The sequence below is a fragment of the Oscillibacter sp. CAG:155 genome, from assembly GCA_000436875.1.
Classification (GTDB): Bacteria; Bacillota; Clostridia; order Oscillospirales; family Oscillospiraceae; genus Oscillibacter.
Genome location: FR890937.1, coordinates 1 through 21,934, shown reverse-complemented (window position 1 = coordinate 21,934; position 21,934 = coordinate 1). Strand labels below are relative to the sequence as shown.

The window sequence follows — 21,934 nt, the reverse complement described above, 5'->3', positions numbered from 1 at the left end:
CCGCAGCCGGGGCATGGCCTGATGCAGGAACAGCGGCGGAGATTCCAGATCCGCCGCCTTGGCCATGGCCTGGGTCAGCATCTCCTCGGAACCGTCGGTGGCAGTTACCTGGTAGCCCCGCCGGGCCAGCAGACACGCCATGGTCCCGGTGCCGCAGGCCAAGTCCAGCACCCGCCGGACCGGCACGCCGCTTTTGCGGAACTGACGCATCAGCCAGTCTGCCCGCTTTTTGTATCCCACATCCGTCATCAGACTGTCATAGCCGGCGGCCAGCGCGTCGTAGCTGCTCACTTCTGCTGTTCCTTGCAGCGCTCAAAGAGCTTGGCATAAGCCCCCGTGCCGTAGCTTAAAGAACGGTTCACCCGGCTGATGGTGGCGCTGGAGGCTCCAGTGCGCTCTAGAATATCGTTATAGATCATTCCCTGGTACAGAAGGGACGCCACCTCAAACCGCTGCTCCATGGCCCGCAGCTCAGAGATTGTGCACAGATCCTGGAAAAAATCATAGCACTCCTGCTCGTCCTTCAGCTGCAAAATAGCCTTGTACAGCTCGTCGTTCTTTTCCTTCTTCCCGATTTTTACCATATCACATACCCTTTCTGGGATCGTTCCAGCAGTTGATCGGCGAGAAGCCGTCTTTCATATTTTAACATTGTACTGCGTGAAAATAAAGAGGCTGACCGGCAAAATTTTTACTCTTTAAAGTGTGTATATCCGCCGCACCACTTTTCGCCCCGCCGCATAGGCTGACACAAACGGAATTTGGGGAAGGGAGCGGCGCACATGAAAAAAAGTCTGACAGAGCTGCACACGGAGACCTTCACGGCGGAACGGGAATGGACGGTGGAGGGAATTCCGGTGCTCTCAGCCTGCGTGTCCGTACCCAAACCGGTGCCGGCCCAGGACCGGGTATCCCGCCGCATCTGGCGGTACTATCAGCTGCAGTGCCGCTCTTTTCTCCGCTACTGTGAGGGGTGGCTTCTTCCCCAGGCGGAGGCGGAGTACCGGGCGGCCCTGGCTGCCAGCAAACCACTTCCTCAATTTCAGGCGATTCTGGACTACCGCGTCACCTATAATGAAGGAGGGCTGTGGAGCCTGTACACTCAGTCCCGGGAAGTGACGCTGCCCGGGCGGATGCTGATGCAGCGCTGGGGAGATACCTGGGACCTGCGGACCGGGTATCCGGTGTCCATGGGAGAATTCTTTCCCCGCCGCTGCGGCTGGAAGCGCCAGCTGACTGCGCTGGCAGCGGCGGAGATCACCCGGCAGGAATCCTCCGGTACCGCCCAGTACCGGGAGAACTGGCGGCGCCTGCTGCGGCGGCGGTTCAATTCCCGCAGCTATTACCTGACGGATGCCGGTCTTACCTTTTTTTATCCCATGTACGCCATCGCACCGGCCATGGAGGGAATCCCCGCTTTTACCGTCCCTTTTGGGGATCTGCGGATTCCCCATCCCTAAAAAAGGACCGCCGCAGCTGCGGCGGTCCTTCTATTTTTTATCTGCGCAGTCCGTCATCCTCCCGGGCCGCTTTTGCCACCAGGCCGCTGAGCGCCAGGAGCGCAATCAGGTTGGGGAACACCATCAGCGCATTGAACAGGTCGGAGAGGTTCCACACCAGCGGCGCCTCCAGAATGGAGCCCAGTGCCACGCACACCACCGCGATCACCGCGTAGACCTTCACGGCCTTGGTGCCGAAGAGGTACTTGACATTCTGCTGGCCGAAGAAATACCAGCCGATGATGGTGGAGAAGGCGAAGAACAGCAGGCAGATAGCCACAAAGATGTCACCGAACCCACGGAATACTGTGGAGAACGCCACCTGTGCCATGTTCTCAGCCGCGGGATTTGCGGACATGTCCGCCACATTCAGCGCACCGCTGGTGATCATCACCAGCGCGGTGATTGTCAGCACCACAAAGGTGTCGATGAACACACAGATCATGGCCACGATACCCTGATCCTGGGGCTTTTCCACCTTGGCCAGTGCGTGGGCGTGGGGAGTGGAGCCCATGCCAGCCTCATTGGAGAACAGGCCCCGGGCAACGCCATAGCGCATGGCTTCCCGGACACCGATGCCCATGGCACCGCCCAAAACCGCCTGGGGCTGGAACGCGCCCCGGAAAATCAGTGCAAACGCGTGGGGCAGGTTGGTAATATTGGCCACCAGCATCACCAGGGCGCCCACCAAATAAAAGCAGGCCATGATGGGCACCAGCTTCTCCGTGACGGAGGCGATCCGGGTCACGCCGCCCAGGAAGATGAAGGCCGCCACCACTGCCAGCAGGATGCCAACCACCCAGGTCGGCACGCCCAGCGCCTTCTGGAAGGCGTTGGAGATGGCATTGGACTGGACCATGTTGCCGGTAAAGCCCAGCGCAAAGATAATGGCCAGTGCAAAGAAGCCTGCCAGGATCTTGCCGAAAGTTCCCTTGAATACCGCCCGGATGTAATAGACCGGGCCGCCGATGACGTGGCCCGACTCGTCCTTGGTCTTGAAGGTCTGGGCCAGCACCGCCTCGCCGTAAATGGTGGCCATACCGAAGAAGGCCGCCACCCACATCCAGAAAATGGCGCCGGGGCCGCCGGAGATCATGGCGGTGGCACATCCGGTGATATTGCCGGTGCCCACCTGGGCAGCGATGGAGGTAGCCACTGCCTGGAAGGAACTCATGCCCTCCTTGCCGGCCTTTTCCCCGTTGAGGTTCACGCTGCCGAAGAGCCGGCGGAAACCGGTCCCGAACTTGCGCACCTGGATAAAGCGGGTGCGGATGGTGAAGATGATGCCGGTGCCCACCAGCAGGTACAGCAAAAGGCCGTTCCAGACGAACCCCGCCAGGTCACTGACCTTGGCAGCCAACAGATCCATATCCATGTTTTCTCTCTCCTTCTTTGCAAACAAAAAGGACCGGAACGCCGATGCGGCAGCTTCCAGCCCAATACAAAGAAGACCGGCAGACCCTCCTTCCCGCGGAGGAATCCCCGTTAACCCTCTACTCTGTCCTTTTACCTGAGAGATTCAGCAGCCATACAGCCGCCTTGCACCTTCGGTACTCGTTTCTGAGCTTCTCCAGAGCCACATCCGTCCATAGTCCCTATCCCCGTCAGGGGACGCCTGAGAGTTTCACTCCTTCGGCAGGCTTGCGCCGTTTCCCTACGGACTTCGTTTGCCATTATTTGATTACAGGTGATACCTTACCACGCTTTTTCCCGGATGTCAATGCCTGTGGTGGAAAATTGTCCGTCAATTGGCGACATTTTCCGGAGCAGCCGCTCCGCAGCTCCGCCGCCTGAAATGGGGTGAGGGAAAGGTGTGGGAGAAGCGTGCCCCGCTTCCCCCACGCGCCGCCTCAGCGACCCACCATGATATCCAGGATCTCCTGATCCGTTTTCCGCATACCTTCCCGGGCCAGACGGCCCACGTTGCCGATGGTGTTCTCCACGCCCTTCTGGATGATCCCTTCACCGCCGACAAACTCATGACCGCCGTGCATATACATCTCGTAGCCCAACAGCCCCGCATCCACCGCCGCGGCAATCTTGGCGGCGCAGGAGGGCTTGGCCCCGTCGCAGATCATACCGGCGCAGATGGCCAGCGTATTGGCAATGGTGTGAGCGATCACGTCATACCGTCCGCCCAGAAGGTACGCCACACCGGCCGCCGCACCGCATCCGGCGCTGACAGCCCCGCAGAAGGCAGAGAGCCGCCCGATGCCGGTTTTTTGGTGGATGGTCACCAGATCCGCCACCGCCAGGGCCCGCAGCAATTCCTCCCGGGATGCTCCCCGGTCCCGGGCGTAAGTAATGACCGGCAGCGAGGCGGTCATGCCCTGGTTGCCGCTGCCGGACATCCCCGTGTTGCGGATGCCGGAGCCGATCCCCACCGGCAGCTCGCAGCCGCTCATCCGGGCATCGGAGCCGGCGGCGGCCGCTGCCTTGGCCCGGATGGCCACGTTGTCACCATAGACCGTCAGCAGCGTCCGGCCCACCTCCGCGCCCCAGCCGCCCTGAAGTCCCTGCTCCGAAATGGCGCTGTTGTATTCGATCTGACGCCCCAGTACCTCTTCCACATCCTGCGGGTCCAGGCAGTCGGCAAAGCGGATGATCTCCTCAATGCTGAGAACGGAGCGGTCCGTCTGCTCCTGCTCCTCGTCTGTTTCGGGCGTCTTCCGAAAGAGTACCTGCTCATCCCGCTGGATACGGGTGATATTGGTGTGGTAATCCATGATCTCACAGCAGGCGGAGTGGCCCCCGGCCAGAAGCGTCACATTGATGTAGAACACCCGGTCTCCCTGCATGGGCAGCACCCGGATCTCATGGTCCTTTAAAAACGCCCCGATGGCGGCGATCTCCTCCGGCGTCACCTGGGAGAGCACCTCCAGCTCCAGCTCCGGCCGCCCTGCCACCACACCGGCGGCGGTCGCCGCCTCGATGCCCTTGAGTCCGCCGGTATTGGGCACAGTGACTGCCTTGACATTTTTGATGATATTGCCGCTGACTTCTACCCGGCAGGTCTCCGGCAGCATTCCCAGTGCCTGACGGGCCTTGGCGGCGGCCAGAGCGATGGCGATGGGCTCTGTACAGCCCATGGCGGGAATCAGCTCTTCCCGCAGAATCTCCACATAGCTTTCATAATGCGGCGTCTTTTCCATCTGTACCCTCCGATCAGCTGTTGGTTTTTCGTTTGTAACGGTTTCATTATATCCCACCGCCGGAAAGGGCACAAGCCCAGCTTCCGCGGTACTTTGCAAAAAGGCGGCCAGACAATGCCTGACCGCCTTTTTCCCACATGTGTCCTGTGCCTTTCCCGCTTTGATTCCGGGAAGGCCGGAATCTTTTTCTCAGAACTCCGCGTTGCCCACGGTGCGGGGATGGGGCAACACGTCCCGGATGTTGGCAACGCCGGTGAGATACATCACCAGGCGCTCAAAGCCCAGGCCAAAGCCCGCGTGCTTGCAGGAACCGTAGCGCCGCAGGTCCAGATACCACCAGTAGTCCTCGGTCTTCATGCCCAGTTCCTTGATTCGGGCCTCCAGCAGGTCCAGACGCTCCTCACGCTGGCTGCCGCCGATGATCTCGCCGATGCCGGGCACCAGGCAGTCCGCCGCCGCCACGGTCTTGCCATCGTCGTTCATGCGCATGTAAAACGCCTTGATCTCCTTGGGATAGTCCGTGACGAACACCGGCTTCTTGTACACCTTTTCGGTGAGGAAGCGCTCGTGCTCTGTCTGCAGATCGCAGCCCCAGAACACCTTGTAGTCGAACTGGTCGTTGTACTTTTCCAGAATCTCCACGGCCTCGGTATAGCTCACCCGGCCGAAGTCGGAGGAAGCCACGTGCTCCAGACGCTCCTTGAGGCCCTTATCCACGAAGCTGTTGAAGAAGTTCAGCTCGTCGGGGCACTTTTCCATGACGGTGCGGATGACGAACTTAATCATCTCCTCCGCCACGTCCATGTCGCCCTTGAGGTCGCAGAAGGCCATCTCCGGCTCGATCATCCAGAACTCCGCGGCATGGCGCTGGGTGTTGGAGTTCTCCGCCCGGAAGGTGGGGCCGAAGGTGTACACATCGCCGAAGGCCATGGCAAAGTTCTCGGCGTTGAGCTGGCCGGAGACCGTGAGGTTGGCGGGCTTTCCGAAGAAGTCCTGGCTGAAGTCCACGGTGCCGTCCTCCTTGCGGGGCGGGTTCTCCGGGTCCAGGGTGGTCACCCGGAACATCTCACCGGCACCCTCGCAGTCGCTGGCGGTGATGATGGGGGTATGGACGTAGACGAAACCCCGCTCCTGAAAGAACTGATGGATGGCGTAGGCCGCCACGCTCCGCACCCGGAAGGTGGCGGAGAACAGGTTCGTCCGGGGACGCAGGTGCTGGATGGTCCGCAGGAACTCCACACTGTGGCGCTTTTTCTGCAGGGGATAGTCCGGAGAGGACGCGCCCTCCACTGTGATCTCCGTGGCCTTGAGCTCCAGGGGCTGCTTGGCCTCCGGCGTCAGCACCACGGTGCCGGTGACGATCAGCGCCGCACCCACGTTCTGGGCGGCGATATCGGCGTAGTTGGAAAGGGCCGCCGCCTCCATGACCACCTGGAGGTTGCGGAAGCAGGAGCCGTCATTGAGTTCAATGAATCCAAACCCCTTCAGATCCCGAATGGTGCGGACCCAACCGCCCACGGTGACGGTCTGGCCGCTGAGGGCCTCGCTGTCGGCGTAAATGGCCGCGATTTTTGTATAACTCATAGAAACTCACCCGTTTTTCTCATTTTTGGGACAATTCTTTGTTATTGTACTCCACTTCCTCCCATTTTACAAGAGAAAAGTGCCCGGAATCTCTCCGCCGGACGTCTTCCGCAGCTGCATTCGTCAAGGGCTCTGCTCTGGTTCCCGGAAGCAGGCAGAAAACCGGCGGGGCCGGCGCTTCGCCCAGCCCCGCCGCTTCTTACGAAATGGCCTCGCTGCCCACAGTATAGCTCCCCCAGTGACCTCCGGTGCTGACGGCGGTGCAGTCCTGGAAATAGTAAGCTCCCAGCGGGAAGCACCACTTCTCGGCGTTAAAACGCACGCCGTCGTAGTCCGGGATCTCGTCACCGGGCCCCAGAGAAGGCAGACTGAACACCACCGGATCGTCCGTCTCTGTGATGGAGAACAAGCACCCGTCCTCCCACTGGTACAGCGCCGGGCGCTCCTCTCCCTCTCCGGCGGAGCCTTCAAAAGAGATTGGAGTCAGATAGCCGCCCTCCGCCAGCTCTTCATACGTTCCCTGAATGGCCGTCAGCCCATGGGCCTGACCGAAGGCCCATGCCACTGCCTGCCGCTCGGGGTAGCTGAGGCTGGTCCCCGAGAGATCCACCCCCAGCTCTATGATACTTTCGTTGAGGCCGGAATCCACCGCCCACAGATCCTCCAGCACCTGGAGATAGAGTACGCTGAGATCGTTGAACTCCTTCGTGGAAAACGCCAGTGCCGTGACATTGGAAAACTGAAGGGGCCAGGTCTCCTGGAACCCGCCGGAATTGGTCACCAACACCGTCGTCCCGGCCAAGGAGCCTCCCGGCAGAGCCTGGTACGCCCCAGGTGCCGACGGATCAAACTCCGCGCCGTCCAACGTCATATCCTGATCTCCCAGCGGCAGCGTAAACACCCCGGTGGACCCCTGCTCTGCCAGCAGCAGCGTCCCCTGATCCTCCTGTACCACCCGGCACAAGGTGGTTTCCGGGGATTCCTCCGGCGGCGTCTCCTCCTGCAGCGGCTTTTCCCCGGACACGCCCCATCCTGCCAGCAGACAAAGGCACAGACCAATGCTCAAAAAGGCCAGTCTCGCTTTCATTTCCTTCGCCTCCCTTTCTGTCTCTTCTGTCGGCGTTGGCCGCGGATTTGTTCCGCCGCCGGCGCTTTCTTTCTCAGAAGTTCACGAAATTTCCACAGAGATGTGGAAATTGGGGATTGACTTTTCCCCGAAAGCTGAATAATCTAAGCATAGGATTATGTTTCTAAATTTTTGTTTAGATTAGGAGGGCCGGCATGACACAGCGCGAGCGGCAGCTTCTCAACTGGATTGAGGAAAATCCGATGATCTCTCAGCAGGAGCTGGCGGACAAGGCGGGCATCACCCGGTCCTCTGTGGCGGTGCACATCTCCAATCTGATGAAAAAGGGCTACATCTCCGGCAAGGGCTATATCATCCACACCGCCCCTTACGTGACAGTGGTGGGCGGCGTAAACATGGACATCGGCGGACACCCGGCGGCCCCCCTGGTGATGCAGGACTCCAACCCCGGCACCGTGGGCATGTCCCTGGGCGGGGTGGGGCGCAACATCGCCCACAACCTGAGCCTTCTGGGGGTGGACACCCGACTGCTCACCGTGTTCGGAGACGATCTTTATGCCCAGAAAATCGCCGCCAGCTGCGGGGAGCTGGGCATTGACATCTCTCAGTCCCCCGTGATCCCCGGCGGCCGGACCTCCACCTACCTCTTCATCACCGATGAGCAGGGGGATATGACGCTGGCGGTCAGCGATATGGACATCTACCGCCATCTCACCCCCCAGGTGCTGGCCCAGCGGCAAAAGCTCCTGTGCAACAGCCAGGTGATTGTTATGGACACCAACATCCCCGCCGCGTCCATTGCCTGGCTTGCCGAGCACGCCGGCGTGCCCATCTTTGCTGATCCAGTCTCCACCTCCAAGGCGGAAAAGCTGCGGCCGGTGCTGGGAAAGCTCCACACCCTCAAGCCCAACCGTATGGAAGCGGAACTGCTCTCCGGCGTATCCATTACTGACGAGGCAAGCCTCAACGCCGCAGCAGATGCCCTGCTCGCCACCGGTCTGCGGCGGGTGTTTATCTCTCTGGGCGGTGACGGTGTCTTTGCCGCCGACCACACCAGCCGGCTCCATCTGCCGGTGCTCCCGGCCAAGATGGTGAACACCACCGGCTGCGGCGACGCCTTCATGGCCGCCATCACCTGGGCCTACCTTCAGGGCACGGACCTGGAGCACACCGCCCTGGCAGGCCTGGGGGCCGCCGCCATTGCCATGGAGGGAGTGGAGACCATCAACTCCGCGCTGTGCGAGGAGGCCCTCAAGCGCCGGGCAGCAGGCTGACAGCCGGATGCAGGTTTCGTTTTACGGTTTTTTCAAAATTTCATGATAGACGGAGGAATCATTCTCATGCTCAACAAGTATCTTGACGTTGCGCCTGAAGTGCGCCAGGCCCTGGATGAGGGCCGCCCTGTGGTGGCTCTGGAGTCCACCATCATCTCCCACGGCATGCCCTATCCCCAGAATGTGGAGACAGCGCTGAACGTGGAGAAGATTATTCGGGACAACGGTGCGGTCCCCGCCACCATCGCGGTCATCGGCGGCCGGCTGAAAGCGGGCCTGAGCCCGGAGGAAATCAACTACCTGGGCAAGACCGGCACCGCCGTTGCCAAGGCCAGCCGCCGGGATCTGCCGGTGCTGGTGGCAGAGGGTCGGGACGGCGCCACCACCGTCACCACCACCATGATCATCGCCCACATGGCGGGGATCTCCGTATTCGCCACCGGCGGTATCGGCGGTGTGCACCGGGGCGCCCAGCAGACTTTCGACATCTCCGCCGACCTGGAGGAGCTGGCCCACACCCCCGTGATGGTGGTCTGCGCCGGTGCCAAGTCCATTCTGGACCTGGGGCTGACCCTGGAGTATCTGGAGACCCACGGCGTGCCTGTCATCGGCTACGGCACCAAGGAGCTGCCCGCCTTCTACACCCGCAGGAGCGGCTTCCAGGTGGACTATGAGATCGACACCCCTGCAGAACTGGCCAAGGCGTTTTACGTCAAGCAGGACATGGGCCTTGGCGGCGGCATGCTGGTGACCAACCCCATTCCCGAAGAATTCTCCATGGACGCAGACGTTATCAACAAGGCCATTGACGAGGCGGTGGCCGAAGCCAATGCCCAGGGCATCCACGGCAAGGAGACCACCCCCTTCCTGCTGGCCAAGATCAAAGACCTGACCGGCGGCGATTCCCTGGCCTCCAACATCCAGCTGGTGTACAACAACGCCCGGCTGGCCGCTCAGACCGCCGGTGAGCTGAGCCGTCTTGTCAGAGGCTGAGATTTCTGATACACTGGACTGGCCGGAGCATTCCGGCCAGTCTTTTTGTATTCTTTCAAGAATAGGGGGCACCCATAATGGAAAAGGCGCTCTATCTGCCAACGGAAAATTCCACCACGCTTTTTGCGGTGATTGGCAATCCCTGGGCACTGCTGGGGATCTGGCTGGTTCTCATCAATCTTGTTACCTTTCTGGTATTCGGCCTGGACAAGTGGAAGGCCCGCCGGAAGGTCCGCAACGAGACCATCCGCCGGGTGCCGGAGAAGACGCTGTTCCTGCTCTCCGTCCTAGGCGGCAGCATCGGCGCGCTGCTGGGCATGCGGGTCTTTCATCACAAGACGCTGCACCGGTCCTTCCGCTATGGAATCCCGGCCATTTTGATTTTGCAGATCCTGATCCCGGTGGGGATCGCCATCTGGCGGCTGCGGGCAGGCTGATGCCGTGAGCACCGCTGTTTCTGGGAAAGGAGCCATCCTATGACCACAACCATTTCTTCCGCTCTGGGCACTGCCTTCGGCACACTCTCCGCCAGCAAGATCCTGACCGCCGCCGCCATCCTTGTCACCTGCCTGATTGTCATCCGGCTGCTGATGAAGCTGATCCGGCGGCTGTTGTCCCAGTCCAAGCTGGATGAGCGGGTCCAACGCTACATGCTCTCCGGCATCCGGCTGGTGCTCTACATTGTGGCCGGCATCATCACGGCGGAGTGCCTGGAGATCGACATGAGCTCTCTGGTGGCGCTGCTGTCGGTGGGGTCTCTGGGCGTCACCCTGGCCGCGGAGGACATTCTGGGAAACGTGGCCGGCGGCCTGGTGATCCTCTCCTCCCACCCTTTTTCCATCGGGGACTTTATTGAGGCCGATTCCACCTCCGGCACGGTGGAGGAGATCAACCTCAACCACACCAAGCTCATCACGCCGGAGGGCGTGCTGGTGATGCTGCCCAACAAGGAGCTGGCCAGTTCCAAGGTCTCCAACTACACCCTGCTGGGCCGCCGCCGGGTGACCCGCAAGGTGACCGCCTCCTATGATGCCCCCACTGAGACGGTGAAGGCCGCCTGCCGGGAGGCCCTGGCCAAAACAGAGCACATTCTGGAGGACCCGGCCCCCAGCGTGTACCTCACCAATTACGGTGACAGTTCCATCGAATACACCATCTACTGCTGGGCCACGCCGGAGAATTACTGGGACGTCCACTTTGCCTTGGGAGAGCGCCTGCGGGAGGCCTTTGCCGCTCATGACGTTGAGATGACCTACGACCACCTGAACGTCCACATCGTGGAAAACCGGAGCTGAGGCGGCGCCTCTTCGGGAAAAATCCGCTGTTGACAAATCCGACCCGCTTTTCTATAATACTTTCCAAAGCGATGACGGAGAGGGACGAGATCAGGCGCCTCCAGAGAGCCGGCGGGCGGTGGAAGCCGGCGGCAAGGGGTCTCAGGTCCTATGGCTCCTGAGCTGGCCGTTCGAGGGCAGAAATGCCGCTAGGGCGTCCCGCGTACGCTGCGTCAGTGCGAAGGGGTTGTTGGACCCCATGAGGGGCGGTCGGTTTGATACCCGCCGCAATTTGAGTGGTACCGCGGAAGCATCACAGGCTTTCGTCTCAAAGAACGATCTTTGGGACGAAAGCCTTTTTTCGTCCCCCGACATTGGAAAGGAGTTCCCATTATGAGCAACTATCGTCTGGAAACCAAATGCGTCCAGGGCGGCTACACCCCCGGCAACGGGGAGCCCCGACAGATCCCTATCATCCAGTCCACCACCTTCAAGTACGCCACCAGCGAGGACATGGGCAAGCTCTTTGATCTGGAGGCCACCGGTTATTTCTACACCCGGCTCCAGAACCCCACCAACGATTACGTGGCTGCCAAGATCTGCGAGCTGGAAGGCGGCACCGCGGCCATGCTGACCTCCTCCGGTCAGGCGGCCAACTTCTTCGCCCTCTTCAACATTGCCAGCTGCGGCGACCACATTGTGGCCTCTTCCTCCATCTACGGCGGTACCTTCAACCTGATCTCCGTCACCATGGCGAAGATGGGCATCGAGACCACGTTTGTGGGTCCCGACTGTACCGAAGAGGAACTCAACGCCGCCTTCCGGCCCAACACCAAGGCCGTTTTCGGTGAGACCATCGCCAACCCCGCTCTGACCGTGCTGGACATTGAGAAGTTCGCCAACGCCGCCCACGCCCATGGCGTCCCCCTGATCGTGGACAACACCTTCGCCACCCCCGTCAACTGCCGCCCCTTCGAGTGGGGTGCCGACATCGTCACCCACTCCACCACCAAGTACATGGACGGCCACGGCACCGCCGTGGGCGGTGCCATCGTGGACTCCGGCAAGTTTGACTGGATGGCCCATGCCGACAAATTCCCCGGCCTCACTACCCCGGATGAGAGCTATCACGGCATCACCTACGCCGAGAAGTTCGGCAAGGAGGGTGCCTTTATCACCAAGTGCACCGCCCAGCTGATGCGGGACTTCGGCTCCATCCAGTCCCCCCAGAACGCCTTTTATCTGAACCTGGGCCTGGAGAGCCTCCATGTCCGCATGGCCCGCCACTGTGAAAACGGCCAGGCGGTTGCGGAGTTCCTGGCCGCCCATCCCAAGGTCTCCCATGTGAGCTACTGCGGCCTCCCCGGTGACAAGTATCATGCCCTGGCGGAAAAATACCTGCCTCATGGCTCCTGCGGCGTGGTGTCCTTCGAGCTCAAGGGCGGCCGGACCGCTGCTGAGACCTTCATGAAGCATCTGAAGCTGGCAGCCATCGAGACCCACGTGGCCGACGCCCGCACCTGCTGCCTCAATCCCGCCTCCTCCACCCACCGCCAGATGACCGACCAGCAGCTCGCTGAGGCCGGCATCCCCGCAGGCCTGGTGCGGATGAGCTGCGGCCTGGAGAGCAAGCAGGACCTCATCGACGACATCGCCCAGGCGCTGGACCAGGTGAAGTAAGCATGCCCATCAAGATTCCAAACCAGCTGCCTGCCACCGCCACACTGACCCGGGAGAACATCTTCGTCATGACGGAGACCCGGGCCATCACCCAGGACATCCGACCGCTGCAGATTCTCCTTTTGAACCTGATGCCCACTAAGGTGGACACGGAGACCCAGCTGGCCCGGGTTCTGGGCAACACCCCGCTGCAGATTCAGCTGGAGCTGATCGCCCCCAGCGGCCATGTTTCCAAAAACACCTCTCAGGAGCACATGTTGGCTTTTTATAAGTCCTTTGACGAGGTGCGGGACCGCACGTTCGACGGGCTCATCATCACCGGCGCACCGGTGGAGAACCTGCCCTTTGAAGAGGTGGACTACTGGCCGGAGCTGTGTGAGATCATGGAGTGGAGCAAGACCCATGTCCACTCCACTCTCCATATCTGCTGGGGCGCCCAGGCGGGCCTTTATTACCACTACGGCATTCCCAAGCGGCAGCTGCTCCAAAAGCTCTCCGGCGTGTTCCGCCATACCGTGGAGGACCCCAATTTCATCCTCTTCCGGGGGTTTGACGACGAGTTCTGGGTGCCCCATTCCCGCAACACCACGGTGCTGCGGGAGGATATTGAGGCCGTACCGGGGCTGAAAGTCCTCGCCTCTTCTCCCGAGGCGGGGGTCTACGCCGTCAAGACCGACCAGGGCCGTCAGATCTTTTTGATGGGCCACGCGGAATACGACCGGGACACCCTGCGCAATGAGTACATGCGGGACCTGGTGGCCGGCGTTCCCGTTCATGTGCCGGAGAATTATTTTCCGGACGACAACCCCAACCGCAAGCCGGTAGTGACCTGGCGCTCCTGTGCCCATCTTCTTTACTCCAACTGGCTCAACTATTTCGTCTATCAGACCGCCCCCTACGATATCCGGGATATCCAGCGCGGCATCCGCACAGACAACTGAAAAAACGCGCCGTGTTCCAAAAGGAACACGGCGCGTTTTTTCATGAACCTCAGTCAGCTCAGTGGTATTACGAGATATGGACGATGTACCGGGCAAAGTGCAGAATGCCCTGCCCCGGTTATCTGTTGGCTTCCCGATCCTGCCGGATCAGCAGCTTCAGCGCCTCCACTGCCGCCTTCACAGAGGTGGACGTATCCTCGCTCTTCTTCTGGTCCAGACCGGCAGCCTCCCGCTCCTGGTTCCACACCACATGGAAACAGGAGCCGCACCGGCAGCCCAAGGCTGCCGCCACCACAAACAGTGCTGCGGACTCCATCTCACTGGCCTTGACGCCCAGACGTTTCCAGGCCTCCCATTTGGCCTTGAGCTCATAGGAGACAGGGGACGCCTCAGGGCTGTGCTGGCCGTAAAAGCTGTCCTTGCACTGGACGACGCCGGTATGCAGGGGATACCCCAGCTTCTTCACCGCCTCTACCAGGCAGCCGGTGATGGTAAAATCCGCCACCGCCGGAAACTCGATGGGAGCATATTCCATGCTGGTATGTTCAAAGCGGACAGCGCCGGTGGCCACTACGATATCTCCGGCCTGGACTTCCAGCGCAATACCGCCGCAGGTTCCCGTGCGGATGAAGGTATCGGCACCGCACTTGTGCAGTTCTTCCATGGCGATTGCTGCGGAAGGGCCGCCAATGCCGGTGGAACAGGCCGTCACCTTCTCCCCCAGCAGGGTTCCGGTCCAGACGTTGAATTCCCGGTTGCAGCCCACCTGCTTGGCGTCGTCAAACAACGCCGCAATGGCGGGCACCCGACCCGGATCACCCGGCAAAATGCAGTAGCGACCCACGTCTTCCGGGGTGCACCCGATGTGATACGGTCTTTCCATCGCTTGCATACCGTCACCTCATTGTTCAGAATTTGGTTTCAGTATAGCAGACAGCAAATACCTTTGTAAAGGCCGTCTGCTTTCCGTCCGCAGACGCTCTTATTTCAGCGTGACCACGGTCACACCGGACTCACCCTCGCCGTAAACCCCCAGCCGGAAATCCTTCACCGCCTTATTTCGCCGCAAAACGGCATGGACCGCCTTGCGCAGCGCGCCGGTACCCTTGCCGTGGATGATGGTGACGGTCTCCAGATGGGCCATGACGGCAGCGGAGAGAAAATTCTCCACCACACTCTCTGCCTCCAGCGTCTCCAGGCCCCGGATATCCAGTTCCCGGGGGGCAGAGGCCCGCAGGGCCCGGTCGGCGTTCTGCCGGATGGTGACCGCCGGTGCCTTCTTCTTTGCCGCCCGCTCGTCGTCCTCAATGAGCCGGACTTCATTGGCTTTGGCCTTGAGCTTGAGCACACCGGCCTTGAGCTGCAACGTGCCGTCTTTCCCGACAGACACCACCTCCGCCGGCTGGCGGACACCGGGGAACTCCACCAGATCTCCCACCCGGATGGGCCTGCTGGGCTTGGGGATGGGCTCCTGCCGGGCATCCCGGCGGGTAGCGGCATCCTCCGCCTCGTTGAGCTGGCGGAAGAGATTGGCCCTGGCTTCGTTGGCATTCATGGTGCGCTCCGCCTTGGCCTGGGCCTTGCGCATCTCGGCAAGTTCGGAAAACACCTGATCGGCTGTGGCCCGGGCATCCCGCAGGATGCGCTTGGCCTCTGCCTCGCCGCGGCTGCGGGCATTCTCCTTGGCCCGCTCCATCTGCTCCCGGAACTCCCGGGCTTTGCGGGCGTCCTCCTCCCGCTGCCGGTAGAGCCGGTCCGCCTCCACCTGCTGCTTTTCCAGCGCCTGGCGCTTGGCCTCCAGCTGAGTGAGCACATCCTCGAACCGGACGGAATCGTTGTTTATCTGCGCCTTGGCGGTCTCGATCACCTCATCCGGCAATCCCAGCCGCTTGGAAATGGCAAAGGCATTGGACTTGCCGGGGATACCGATCAGCAGCCGGTAAGTGGGCCGCAGTGTCTCCACGTCAAATTCGCAGGAGGCGTTCTCCACCCCCGCGGTGGTCATGGCAAAGGTCTTGAGCTCGGCATAATGGGTAGTGGCCGCCACCCGCGCCCCTGCTTTCCGGACGTGCTGGATAATGGCGATAGCCAGTGCCGCGCCCTCCACCGGGTCCGTACCGGCGCCCAACTCATCAAACAGGATCAGGCTGCGGCGGTCCGCTTCCTTCAAAATATTCACGATATTGACCATATGGGCCGAGAAAGTGGACAAACTCTGTTCAATGCTCTGCTCATCGCCGATGTCCGCCAGCACCCGCTCATAGACAGAGATCTCGCTGCGGTCTGCCACGGGGATGTGCAGGCCGCACTGGGTCATCAGCGTCAGAAGGCCCAGCGTCTTCAGGGAGACGGTTTTACCGCCGGTGTTGGGACCGGTGATGACCAGGGTGTCAAAGGCGCCGCCCAGCTCAATGTCGATGGGCACTGCCGTCTTGGGGTCCAGCAGCGGATGCCGGGCCTTGCGCAGGTGGATGGCCCCGTCCCGCCGGACCAGGGGACGCACGCCGTCCATCCGATAGCTCAGCTGTCCCCGGGCGAAAATCACGTCCAGATGCACCAAGGTGTCATAGTCCCACTGGATGTCCTCCCGATGGGCCGCCGCCTGGGCAGACAGATCCGCCAGGATGCGCTCGATCTCCTGCTGCTCCTTGGCCTCCAGCTCGATGAGCTCGTTGTTGGCCTGAACCACTCCCATGGGCTCCACAAACAGCGTGGCGCCGGAGGAGGAGATATCATGCACCAGGCCCGGCAGGTCTCCCTTGTGCTCCGCCTTGACCGGCACCACAAAGCGGCCGTCCCGCTGGGTGATGATGGTCTCCTGCAGGATCTTCCCGTAAGTGGGAGAAGAGATGATCTTCTGCAGAATCTGGCGGCTCTTGGCCTGGGCCGCCCGCATGTGGCGGCGGATATCCGCCAGCTCCGGGCTGGCGGCATCGGCAATGGTATCCTCGTCGGGGATACAGCGCTTGATGGTCTCCTCCAGGAAACGGTTTCCGTGGAGGGACAAAAACAAATGGTCAATAGCCGTCTTTTCCGTCCGGTCATCGCCGGAGAAGTACTCCTTGGCACGCCGGGCGGCGGTCAGTAGGTCCGCAATGCTCAGCAGCTCCCGGGTGTTCAGGCTGCCGCCCCGGTCCGCCCGGTCCAGTGCCTCCGCCACCGGCTTGACACCGGAAAAGGAGGGACTGCCCCGCAGGCCGATCATAGCCCGGGCGGCGTCCGTCTGGTCCAGCAGCCGCAGCGCTTCCTCCGCCTCCGTCTCCGGGCGGATGCGCAGGCACCGGGCCTTCCCCTCCGCGCTGACCGCCTGCTCGGAGAGCAGCTGCAGCACTCTGGGCAGTTCCAGAGTGCGGATGGATTTTTCAAATTGCTCGCTCATTCTCAGATCTCCTGTCAAGCGTTTTCACTTGATGGTCATTCATAGATATAGGGATTGGGCTTGTTCAGGACCCAGGGCATCACATGGTTGAACTCCATCTGGAAACAGGGCTTTGGAAAGTCGTCCGGCAGCAGGTCACACTCCGTTTTGAACCCAACAGAGAATCCCTCTGCCAGATCATACCACCCCGCCGGAAATATTTCATAGTCCCCGGGTTTGGAGGAACCCTCCACCACTCGTCCCACCAGATGATACCAGCCGCCGCCGGAGAGCGTCTCCGGCGTCCCCTGGTAGAAACACAGCTCCCCCGGCTTTTCCGGATCCAGCCCCAGCGTCTGGAAAAAATCCACCACCGCCCGGGGCAGTTTCCCCGCTGCCCTGGCAAAGTTCCGGCATCCATCGCATTCACAGGTGATCCAGGGGCCGGGGTGGGCATCGTAATAGGCCCGGGTCGCCTCCACATCCACCTCCAGGCGGTAGAGGCCGACGACAAATTCCTTCATTTTTCGCTCCACATTGTATATTAGTTTTAAAATATTACAGTTTGTACCCTATTTGGACGAGGGTTTCGGGAGCTGAAGGCTCTTATAGAAATCCAGCGTCCGGAACCCCCGCTCCAACTGAGCCGCCGCAAATGCCTCAGCTGCCCCGGCCAGACGCTCCAGAGCGTCCTCCCCCAATGTAAAGGAATAGAGCCGCTTGGGGTCCCCGTAGACGATATGCCGCAGTGCTGCCAGAGAGCTGGTGCACAGCGGCATGGACAAGGTACTCTCCTTAACGCCGCAGCTCCGGCAGCGGAGAACCCCCTGGACCACATCCAGCAGCGGCTGCTCCGGGTCCGCCCGGCCGCAGTACGCACAGCTGTCCACCAGCGGCTCGTAGCCCGCAAGGCACAGGAGCTTCATCTCAAAAGCTGCCTTCACCAGCACCGGGGGCTTGCGCAGGGTCCCCAGTGCGTAAAGGCCGTTGAGCAAATGGCGCAGCAGCCCCTCCGCCGGCACCTCCTCACTGGTAACTGCCTCGGTCAGCTCCGCAAAGTAGCATCCCAGGGCCAGCGCATCCAGGTCCACTCGCAGTCCAGTAAACAGCTCCAGCGTGGCTCCTTCGTTGGCATAGTACCACTCGCCTTTTTGGTAGAGTGTCCACTCAGACCACACCAGATGCTGGGCGGCAGCTGCAAACTTGCAGCTTTTCCGGCGGGCGCCCCGGGCAATTATGGGGATCTTCCCGTGGTCCGCCGTCAAAAGCGTCAGAATCTTATCGCTCTCTTTCGTCTCCGTCTCCCGGAGGACGATGCCCCTTGTGACGATGTAGGGCGTGGATGCCACGGTGTGCCTCCTCCTTCCGGGCTGTGCTATGTAGAGGGCGGCAGCGCCGCCCCGCTTACAGGTCTTCCGCCTCAGCCCGGCGGTAAAGCACATAGGCCATCGGCTCCCCGGTCTCATAAAACCAGTCCCAAAGCAAAGTTTCCAATCCGCAGACCTCCTTTGGACTTAGTCTGCGGATTTTGTCGGATTTGATGGCTGGAAATGTCCGGGTGTGTTTTTCAAAATTTGAGTCGTTTCTGCGGCACCGCGCTCCGGTGCCCTCTCACTCGTCCTGATAGCCGAAGCTCCGCACGTAATTCACGTTGTCCCGCCAGTTTTCCTTGACCTTGACCCAAGTCTCCAGATACACCTTGGTGCCCATGAACTTCTCCATGTCGTGCCGGGCCAGGGAGCTGATCTTTTTCAGCATGGCGCCCTGCTTGCCGATGATGATGCCCTTGTGGCTGGCCTTTTCGCAGTAGATGGTGGCGTCCACATCCACCACGCCGGAATCCCGCTCAGAGAATTTGGTGATCTCCACGGCGGTGCCGTGGGGGATCTCCTTATCCAGGCAGAGCAGCAGCTTCTCCCGGATGATCTCGCCCATCACCTGCCGCTCCGGCTGGTCGCTGGTCTGTCCGTCCGGGAACAGCTGGGGGCCCTCCTGGGCGTACTTACGCAGCTCATGCATCAGATCGTCCAGTCCGCTGCCGGTGTGGGCGGAGATGGGAATGATGGCGTCAAACCCATCCCAGGTCTCATTGTAGGCCGCGATCACCGGCAGCAGCGCGGAGGGCTCCACGGTGTCGATCTTGTTGATACAGAGGATGCAGGGAATCTTTTCCTCCTGGATGCGCTCGATCAGGGCCTTCTCCGGGCCACCCACATGAGCGATGGGCTCCACCAGCAAAAGGGCACAGTCCACGTCGGAGAGACTGGAGGTGACGACCTTGACCATATAGTCCCCCAGGGCGGACTTGGGCTTGTGGAGGCCGGGGGTGTCCAGTAGGATATACTGGGTGTCCTCCCGGTTCACCACACCGTAAATCCGGTTCCGGGTGGTCTGTGCCTTGTTGGAGACGATGGCGACCTTCTCCCCCACCAGCGCATTGGTGAGGCTGGATTTGCCCACATTGGGCCGACCGCAGACGGTGATCATAGCAACGTTTTTGATGTTAGACATAGGTGATCCTCAACTTTCTTTCGTTAAGCAATATTTGATACCGGACGCTCCGGTTGGAATACGGGGAATCTCTCCTGCGAATGCGGTCATTCTCAGGAGTTCTTTCCACCGGTTTTTTCCACACTATCACAAACCGGCGGAAAATACAACGGATTCGCAGGCAGGTGCATGGTTTCTTACCGCACCAGCACTTTTTTGAGATACTGGCCTGTAAAGCTCTCCGGGCAGGCTGCCACTTCCTCCGGCGTGCCGGTGACAACAACAGTGCCGCCGCCGTCGCCCCCCTCGGGCCCCAGGTCAATGAGGTGGTCAGCGCACTTGATGACATCCAGGTTGTGCTCGATGACCACCACGGTGTTGCCGGTGTCTACCAAGCGCTGCAGGACTTCCAGGAGCTTGCGCACATCCTCGCTGTGGAGGCCGGTGGTGGGCTCGTCCAGAATATAGATGGTGCGGCCGGTGGCCTGCTTGGAGAGCTCGGTGGCCAGCTTCACCCGCTGGGCCTCGCCGCCGGAGAGCTCCGTGGAGGGCTGGCCCAGTTTTACATACCCAAGACCCACGTCCTGAAGGGTCTGGAGCTTGTTCCGGAGCCTGGGCAGTGCGGAGAAGAACTCCACCGCCTCGTCCACCGTCATATCCAGCACCTCGGCGATGTTCTTGCCCTTGTAGCGGACCTCCAGAGTCTCCCGGTTGTACCGCTTGCCCTTGCAAACCTCGCAGGGGACGAAAATATCCGGCAGGAAGTGCATCTCAATTTTCAACACGCCGTCGCCGGAGCAGGCCTCACACCGTCCGCCACGGACATTGAAGGAAAACCGTCCCGGACCGTAGCCCCGGCTCTTGGCCTCTTGGGTGGAGGCGAAGAGGTCCCGGATGTCGTTGAAAAGCCCCGTGTAGGTGGCAGGGTTGGAGCGAGGCGTCCGGCCGATGGGGCTCTGGTCGATGTCCACTACCTTGTCCAGGTTCTCGATGCCCTCGATCCGGTCACACTTGCCGGGATGGACCTTCATCCGCATAAGGTCCGCTCCCAACCGCTTGAAGAGCACCTCGTTGACCAGGGAGGACTTGCCGGAGCCGGAGACGCCGGTGACCACGGTGAAAGTGCCCAGAGGGAAGGTGACATCAATGTGGCCGAGGTTGTTTTCCGCCGCGCCGATGACTTTCAGGAATTTTCCGCTGCCCTTGCGGCGCTCCGTGGGAACCGGGATTTTCTTCTTGCCGGAGAGGTACTGACCCGTAAGGCTATTCGGATTGGCCATGACCTCCTCCGGCGTGCCGGCGGCCACCACCTGACCGCCGTGAACACCGGCGCCGGGGCCGATGTCGATGAGGTAGTCCGCCGCCCGCATGGTATCCTCGTCGTGCTCCACCACCAGAAGGGTATTGCCCAGATCCCGGAGATTCCGCAGCGTGGCCAGCAGCTTGTCGTTGTCCCGCTGGTGAAGACCGATGGAGGGTTCATCCAGAATATAGAGGACCCCCATCAGGGATGAGCCGATCTGGGTGGCCAGGCGGATGCGCTGGCTCTCGCCGCCGGAGAGGGTGGCCGCCGCCCGGGCCAGGGTCAGGTACCCAAGGCCCACGGACTGCAAAAAGCCCAGCCGGGATTTGATCTCCTTCAAAATCCGCCCCGCGATGCGCATCTGCTGCTCGGTGAGTGTCAGCTTGTCCACCCAGGCAAGTTCGTCCGTCACGGACAGCTCCGTAAAGGAAAAGATGTCCAGATCCCCCACCGTCACCGCCAGGGACTCCTTTTTCAGCCGGCGGCCATGGCAGGTGGGACAGGGACACTCCGCCATCACTTCTTCCAGCTCCCGCTTGCTGGCGTCGCTCTGGGTCTCCTGATAGCGCCGCTCCACATTGTTGCAGATGCCCTCGAAGACCTGGTACAAAACGCCCTTGCCCCGGGGCTGGTCATAGTGGAGCTCCAGCTTCTCCCCCTTGGTACCGTAGAGGATGACGTCCTTCACCTCGTCGCTCAGGTCCTTCCAGGGGGTGGTGAGCTTGAAGCCGTACTTTTTGGACAGGGCGTCAAAATACATCCGGGAGATGCCGTCGGAGCGGATATTGCCCCAGCCGCTGGCCTGGATGGCGCCCTCCAGGATGGAGAGGTTGGGGTCCGGCACCACCAGGGCCGGGTCGGCCTTGAGCTGGCTGCCTAGGCCCGTGCAGGTGGGGCAGGCGCCGAAGGGGTTGTTGAAGGAGAACATCCGGGGCGTCAGCTCCTCGATGGAGATGCCGCAATCCTCGCAGGCGTAGTTCTGGGAGAACATCAGGTCCTGCTCCTCCCGCAGCAGATTGATGACCACCAGCCCGCCGGAGAGGCCGGAGGCGGTCTCCACGCTGTCCGTCAGGCGCTGCTGGATGTCCGGCCGGATGATGAGCCGGTCCACCACGATCTCAATGTTGTGTTTTTTGTTTTTCTCCAGCTTGATCTCCTCGTCCAGCTCGTAGAGGTTCCCGTCCACCCGGGCCCGGACATAGCCGGAGCGCTTGGCGTCCTCGAACACCTTCACGTGCTCGCCCTTCTTGCCCCGGATCACCGGTGCCATCACCTGGATGCGGGTGCCCTCCGGCAGGG

At 61.1% G+C, this 21,934-nt stretch carries 19 protein-coding genes and 1 riboswitch; of the genes, 7 read left to right on the top strand and 12 right to left on the bottom strand.

The window, feature by feature from the left end:
* A partial coding sequence (locus tag QZL67_RS07725; RefSeq protein WP_292920107.1) for a methyltransferase domain-containing protein occupies positions 1 to 291 on the bottom strand: 291 nt, incomplete at its 3' end.
* Positions 288 to 584, bottom strand: a complete 297-nt coding sequence (locus QZL67_RS07720; RefSeq protein ID WP_022290155.1) for a YerC/YecD family TrpR-related protein — start codon at positions 582 to 584, stop codon at positions 288 to 290. The genes QZL67_RS07720 and QZL67_RS07725, both read right to left, overlap by 4 nt.
* Positions 585 to 782: 198 nt before the next feature.
* Between QZL67_RS07720 and QZL67_RS07715 the strand changes: the two genes are divergently transcribed.
* Positions 783 to 1,460, top strand: a complete 678-nt coding sequence (locus QZL67_RS07715) for an RsiV family protein (protein WP_022290154.1) — start codon at positions 783 to 785, stop codon at positions 1,458 to 1,460.
* A gap of 37 nt (positions 1,461 to 1,497) precedes the next feature.
* Here QZL67_RS07715 and QZL67_RS07710 read toward each other — a convergent pair whose 3' ends face one another.
* From QZL67_RS07710 to QZL67_RS07695, 4 genes are all read right to left on the bottom strand, one after another.
* The gene (locus QZL67_RS07710; protein WP_292920111.1) at positions 1,498 to 2,868 is read right to left on the bottom strand and encodes a sodium:alanine symporter family protein; all 1,371 of its coding nucleotides are present in this window, start codon (positions 2,866 to 2,868) and stop codon (positions 1,498 to 1,500) included.
* A gap of 119 nt (positions 2,869 to 2,987) precedes the next feature.
* Positions 2,988 to 3,083, bottom strand: a riboswitch (glycine riboswitch).
* Positions 3,084 to 3,349: 266 nt separating this feature from the next.
* Positions 3,350 to 4,651: a serine dehydratase subunit alpha family protein gene (locus QZL67_RS07705; RefSeq protein WP_022290152.1), complete on the bottom strand. Its 1,302-nt coding sequence runs from the start codon at positions 4,649 to 4,651 to the stop codon at positions 3,350 to 3,352.
* A gap of 189 nt (positions 4,652 to 4,840) precedes the next feature.
* Positions 4,841 to 6,235 (bottom strand): asparagine--tRNA ligase, encoded by a 1,395-nt coding sequence (gene asnS / locus QZL67_RS07700; RefSeq protein WP_022290151.1) that lies wholly within the window; start codon positions 6,233 to 6,235, stop codon positions 4,841 to 4,843.
* Positions 6,236 to 6,434: 199 nt separating this feature from the next.
* A complete protein-coding gene (locus QZL67_RS07695) occupies positions 6,435 to 7,322 on the bottom strand; it encodes a hypothetical protein (RefSeq protein WP_022290150.1) in 888 nt (295 codons plus the stop codon).
* A 194-nt stretch (positions 7,323 to 7,516) separates the two neighbouring features.
* Between QZL67_RS07695 and QZL67_RS07690 the strand changes: the two genes are divergently transcribed.
* From QZL67_RS07690 to metA, 6 genes are all read left to right on the top strand, one after another.
* Positions 7,517 to 8,596 carry a PfkB family carbohydrate kinase gene (locus QZL67_RS07690; protein ID WP_022290149.1) on the top strand — a complete coding sequence of 360 codons (1,080 nt, stop codon included), beginning with the start codon at positions 7,517 to 7,519 and terminating at the stop codon, positions 8,594 to 8,596.
* 66 nt (positions 8,597 to 8,662) lie between these two features.
* Entirely contained in the window at positions 8,663 to 9,589 is a 927-nt protein-coding gene (locus QZL67_RS07685; protein ID WP_022290148.1) for a pseudouridine-5'-phosphate glycosidase, read from the top strand.
* Positions 9,590 to 9,666: 77 nt separating this feature from the next.
* Entirely contained in the window at positions 9,667 to 10,026 is a 360-nt protein-coding gene (locus tag QZL67_RS07680) for a DUF1294 domain-containing protein (RefSeq protein WP_022290147.1), read from the top strand.
* A 39-nt stretch (positions 10,027 to 10,065) separates the two neighbouring features.
* Entirely contained in the window at positions 10,066 to 10,884 is an 819-nt protein-coding gene (locus tag QZL67_RS07675) for a mechanosensitive ion channel family protein (RefSeq protein WP_022290146.1), read from the top strand.
* Positions 10,885 to 11,256: 372 nt separating this feature from the next.
* On the top strand, positions 11,257 to 12,543 hold the full coding sequence (locus QZL67_RS07670) for an O-acetylhomoserine aminocarboxypropyltransferase/cysteine synthase family protein (protein ID WP_022290145.1): 1,287 nt from the start codon (positions 11,257 to 11,259) through the stop codon (positions 12,541 to 12,543).
* A gap of 2 nt (positions 12,544 to 12,545) precedes the next feature.
* Entirely contained in the window at positions 12,546 to 13,484 is a 939-nt protein-coding gene (gene metA, locus QZL67_RS07665) for a homoserine O-succinyltransferase (RefSeq protein WP_022290144.1), read from the top strand.
* 118 nt (positions 13,485 to 13,602) lie between these two features.
* On the opposite strand, the gene udp is transcribed toward metA, so the two are convergent.
* From udp to uvrA, 6 genes are all read right to left on the bottom strand, one after another.
* Complete coding sequence (gene udp, locus QZL67_RS07660; RefSeq protein WP_022290143.1) at positions 13,603 to 14,376, bottom strand: uridine phosphorylase; 774 nt, start codon at positions 14,374 to 14,376, stop codon at positions 13,603 to 13,605.
* A gap of 90 nt (positions 14,377 to 14,466) precedes the next feature.
* Positions 14,467 to 16,863 (bottom strand): endonuclease MutS2, encoded by a 2,397-nt coding sequence (locus QZL67_RS07655; protein ID WP_022290142.1) that lies wholly within the window; start codon positions 16,861 to 16,863, stop codon positions 14,467 to 14,469.
* A 35-nt stretch (positions 16,864 to 16,898) separates the two neighbouring features.
* Positions 16,899 to 17,366: a hypothetical protein gene (locus tag QZL67_RS07650; protein WP_022290141.1), complete on the bottom strand. Its 468-nt coding sequence runs from the start codon at positions 17,364 to 17,366 to the stop codon at positions 16,899 to 16,901.
* A 48-nt stretch (positions 17,367 to 17,414) separates the two neighbouring features.
* Complete coding sequence (gene recO / locus QZL67_RS07645; protein WP_292920105.1) at positions 17,415 to 18,191, bottom strand: DNA repair protein RecO; 777 nt, start codon at positions 18,189 to 18,191, stop codon at positions 17,415 to 17,417.
* A 262-nt stretch (positions 18,192 to 18,453) separates the two neighbouring features.
* Positions 18,454 to 19,353, bottom strand: a complete 900-nt coding sequence (gene era, locus QZL67_RS07640; RefSeq protein WP_022290139.1) for a GTPase Era — start codon at positions 19,351 to 19,353, stop codon at positions 18,454 to 18,456.
* Between the two features lie 176 nt (positions 19,354 to 19,529).
* Positions 19,530 to 21,934, bottom strand: a 2,405-nt coding sequence (uvrA, locus tag QZL67_RS07635) for an excinuclease ABC subunit UvrA (protein WP_292920103.1), incomplete at its 5' end; no start/stop codon positions are given.

What these genes read in the sequence shown, in the direction of transcription:
- QZL67_RS07715 (WP_022290154.1), top strand. Translation starts at nt 783, where the DNA reads ATGAAAAAAAGTCTGACAGAGCTGCACACGGAGACCTTCACGGCGGAA.
- udp (WP_022290143.1), bottom strand. Translation starts at nt 14,376, where the DNA reads ATGCAAGCGATGGAAAGACCGTATCACATCGGGTGCACCCCGGAAGAC.
- QZL67_RS07690 (WP_022290149.1), top strand. Translation starts at nt 7,517, where the DNA reads ATGACACAGCGCGAGCGGCAGCTTCTCAACTGGATTGAGGAAAATCCG.
- metA (WP_022290144.1), top strand. Translation starts at nt 12,546, where the DNA reads ATGCCCATCAAGATTCCAAACCAGCTGCCTGCCACCGCCACACTGACC.
- QZL67_RS07705 (WP_022290152.1), bottom strand. Translation starts at nt 4,651, where the DNA reads ATGGAAAAGACGCCGCATTATGAAAGCTATGTGGAGATTCTGCGGGAA.
- QZL67_RS07650 (WP_022290141.1), bottom strand. Translation starts at nt 17,366, where the DNA reads ATGAAGGAATTTGTCGTCGGCCTCTACCGCCTGGAGGTGGATGTGGAG.
- asnS (WP_022290151.1), bottom strand. Translation starts at nt 6,235, where the DNA reads ATGAGTTATACAAAAATCGCGGCCATTTACGCCGACAGCGAGGCCCTC.
- QZL67_RS07655 (WP_022290142.1), bottom strand. Translation starts at nt 16,863, where the DNA reads ATGAGCGAGCAATTTGAAAAATCCATCCGCACTCTGGAACTGCCCAGA.
- QZL67_RS07720 (WP_022290155.1), bottom strand. Translation starts at nt 584, where the DNA reads ATGGTAAAAATCGGGAAGAAGGAAAAGAACGACGAGCTGTACAAGGCT.
- era (WP_022290139.1), bottom strand. Translation starts at nt 19,353, where the DNA reads ATGTCTAACATCAAAAACGTTGCTATGATCACCGTCTGCGGTCGGCCC.
- QZL67_RS07695 (WP_022290150.1), bottom strand. Translation starts at nt 7,322, where the DNA reads ATGAAAGCGAGACTGGCCTTTTTGAGCATTGGTCTGTGCCTTTGTCTG.
- QZL67_RS07670 (WP_022290145.1), top strand. Translation starts at nt 11,257, where the DNA reads ATGAGCAACTATCGTCTGGAAACCAAATGCGTCCAGGGCGGCTACACC.
- QZL67_RS07710 (WP_292920111.1), bottom strand. Translation starts at nt 2,868, where the DNA reads ATGGATCTGTTGGCTGCCAAGGTCAGTGACCTGGCGGGGTTCGTCTGG.
- QZL67_RS07675 (WP_022290146.1), top strand. Translation starts at nt 10,066, where the DNA reads ATGACCACAACCATTTCTTCCGCTCTGGGCACTGCCTTCGGCACACTC.
- QZL67_RS07680 (WP_022290147.1), top strand. Translation starts at nt 9,667, where the DNA reads ATGGAAAAGGCGCTCTATCTGCCAACGGAAAATTCCACCACGCTTTTT.
- QZL67_RS07685 (WP_022290148.1), top strand. Translation starts at nt 8,663, where the DNA reads ATGCTCAACAAGTATCTTGACGTTGCGCCTGAAGTGCGCCAGGCCCTG.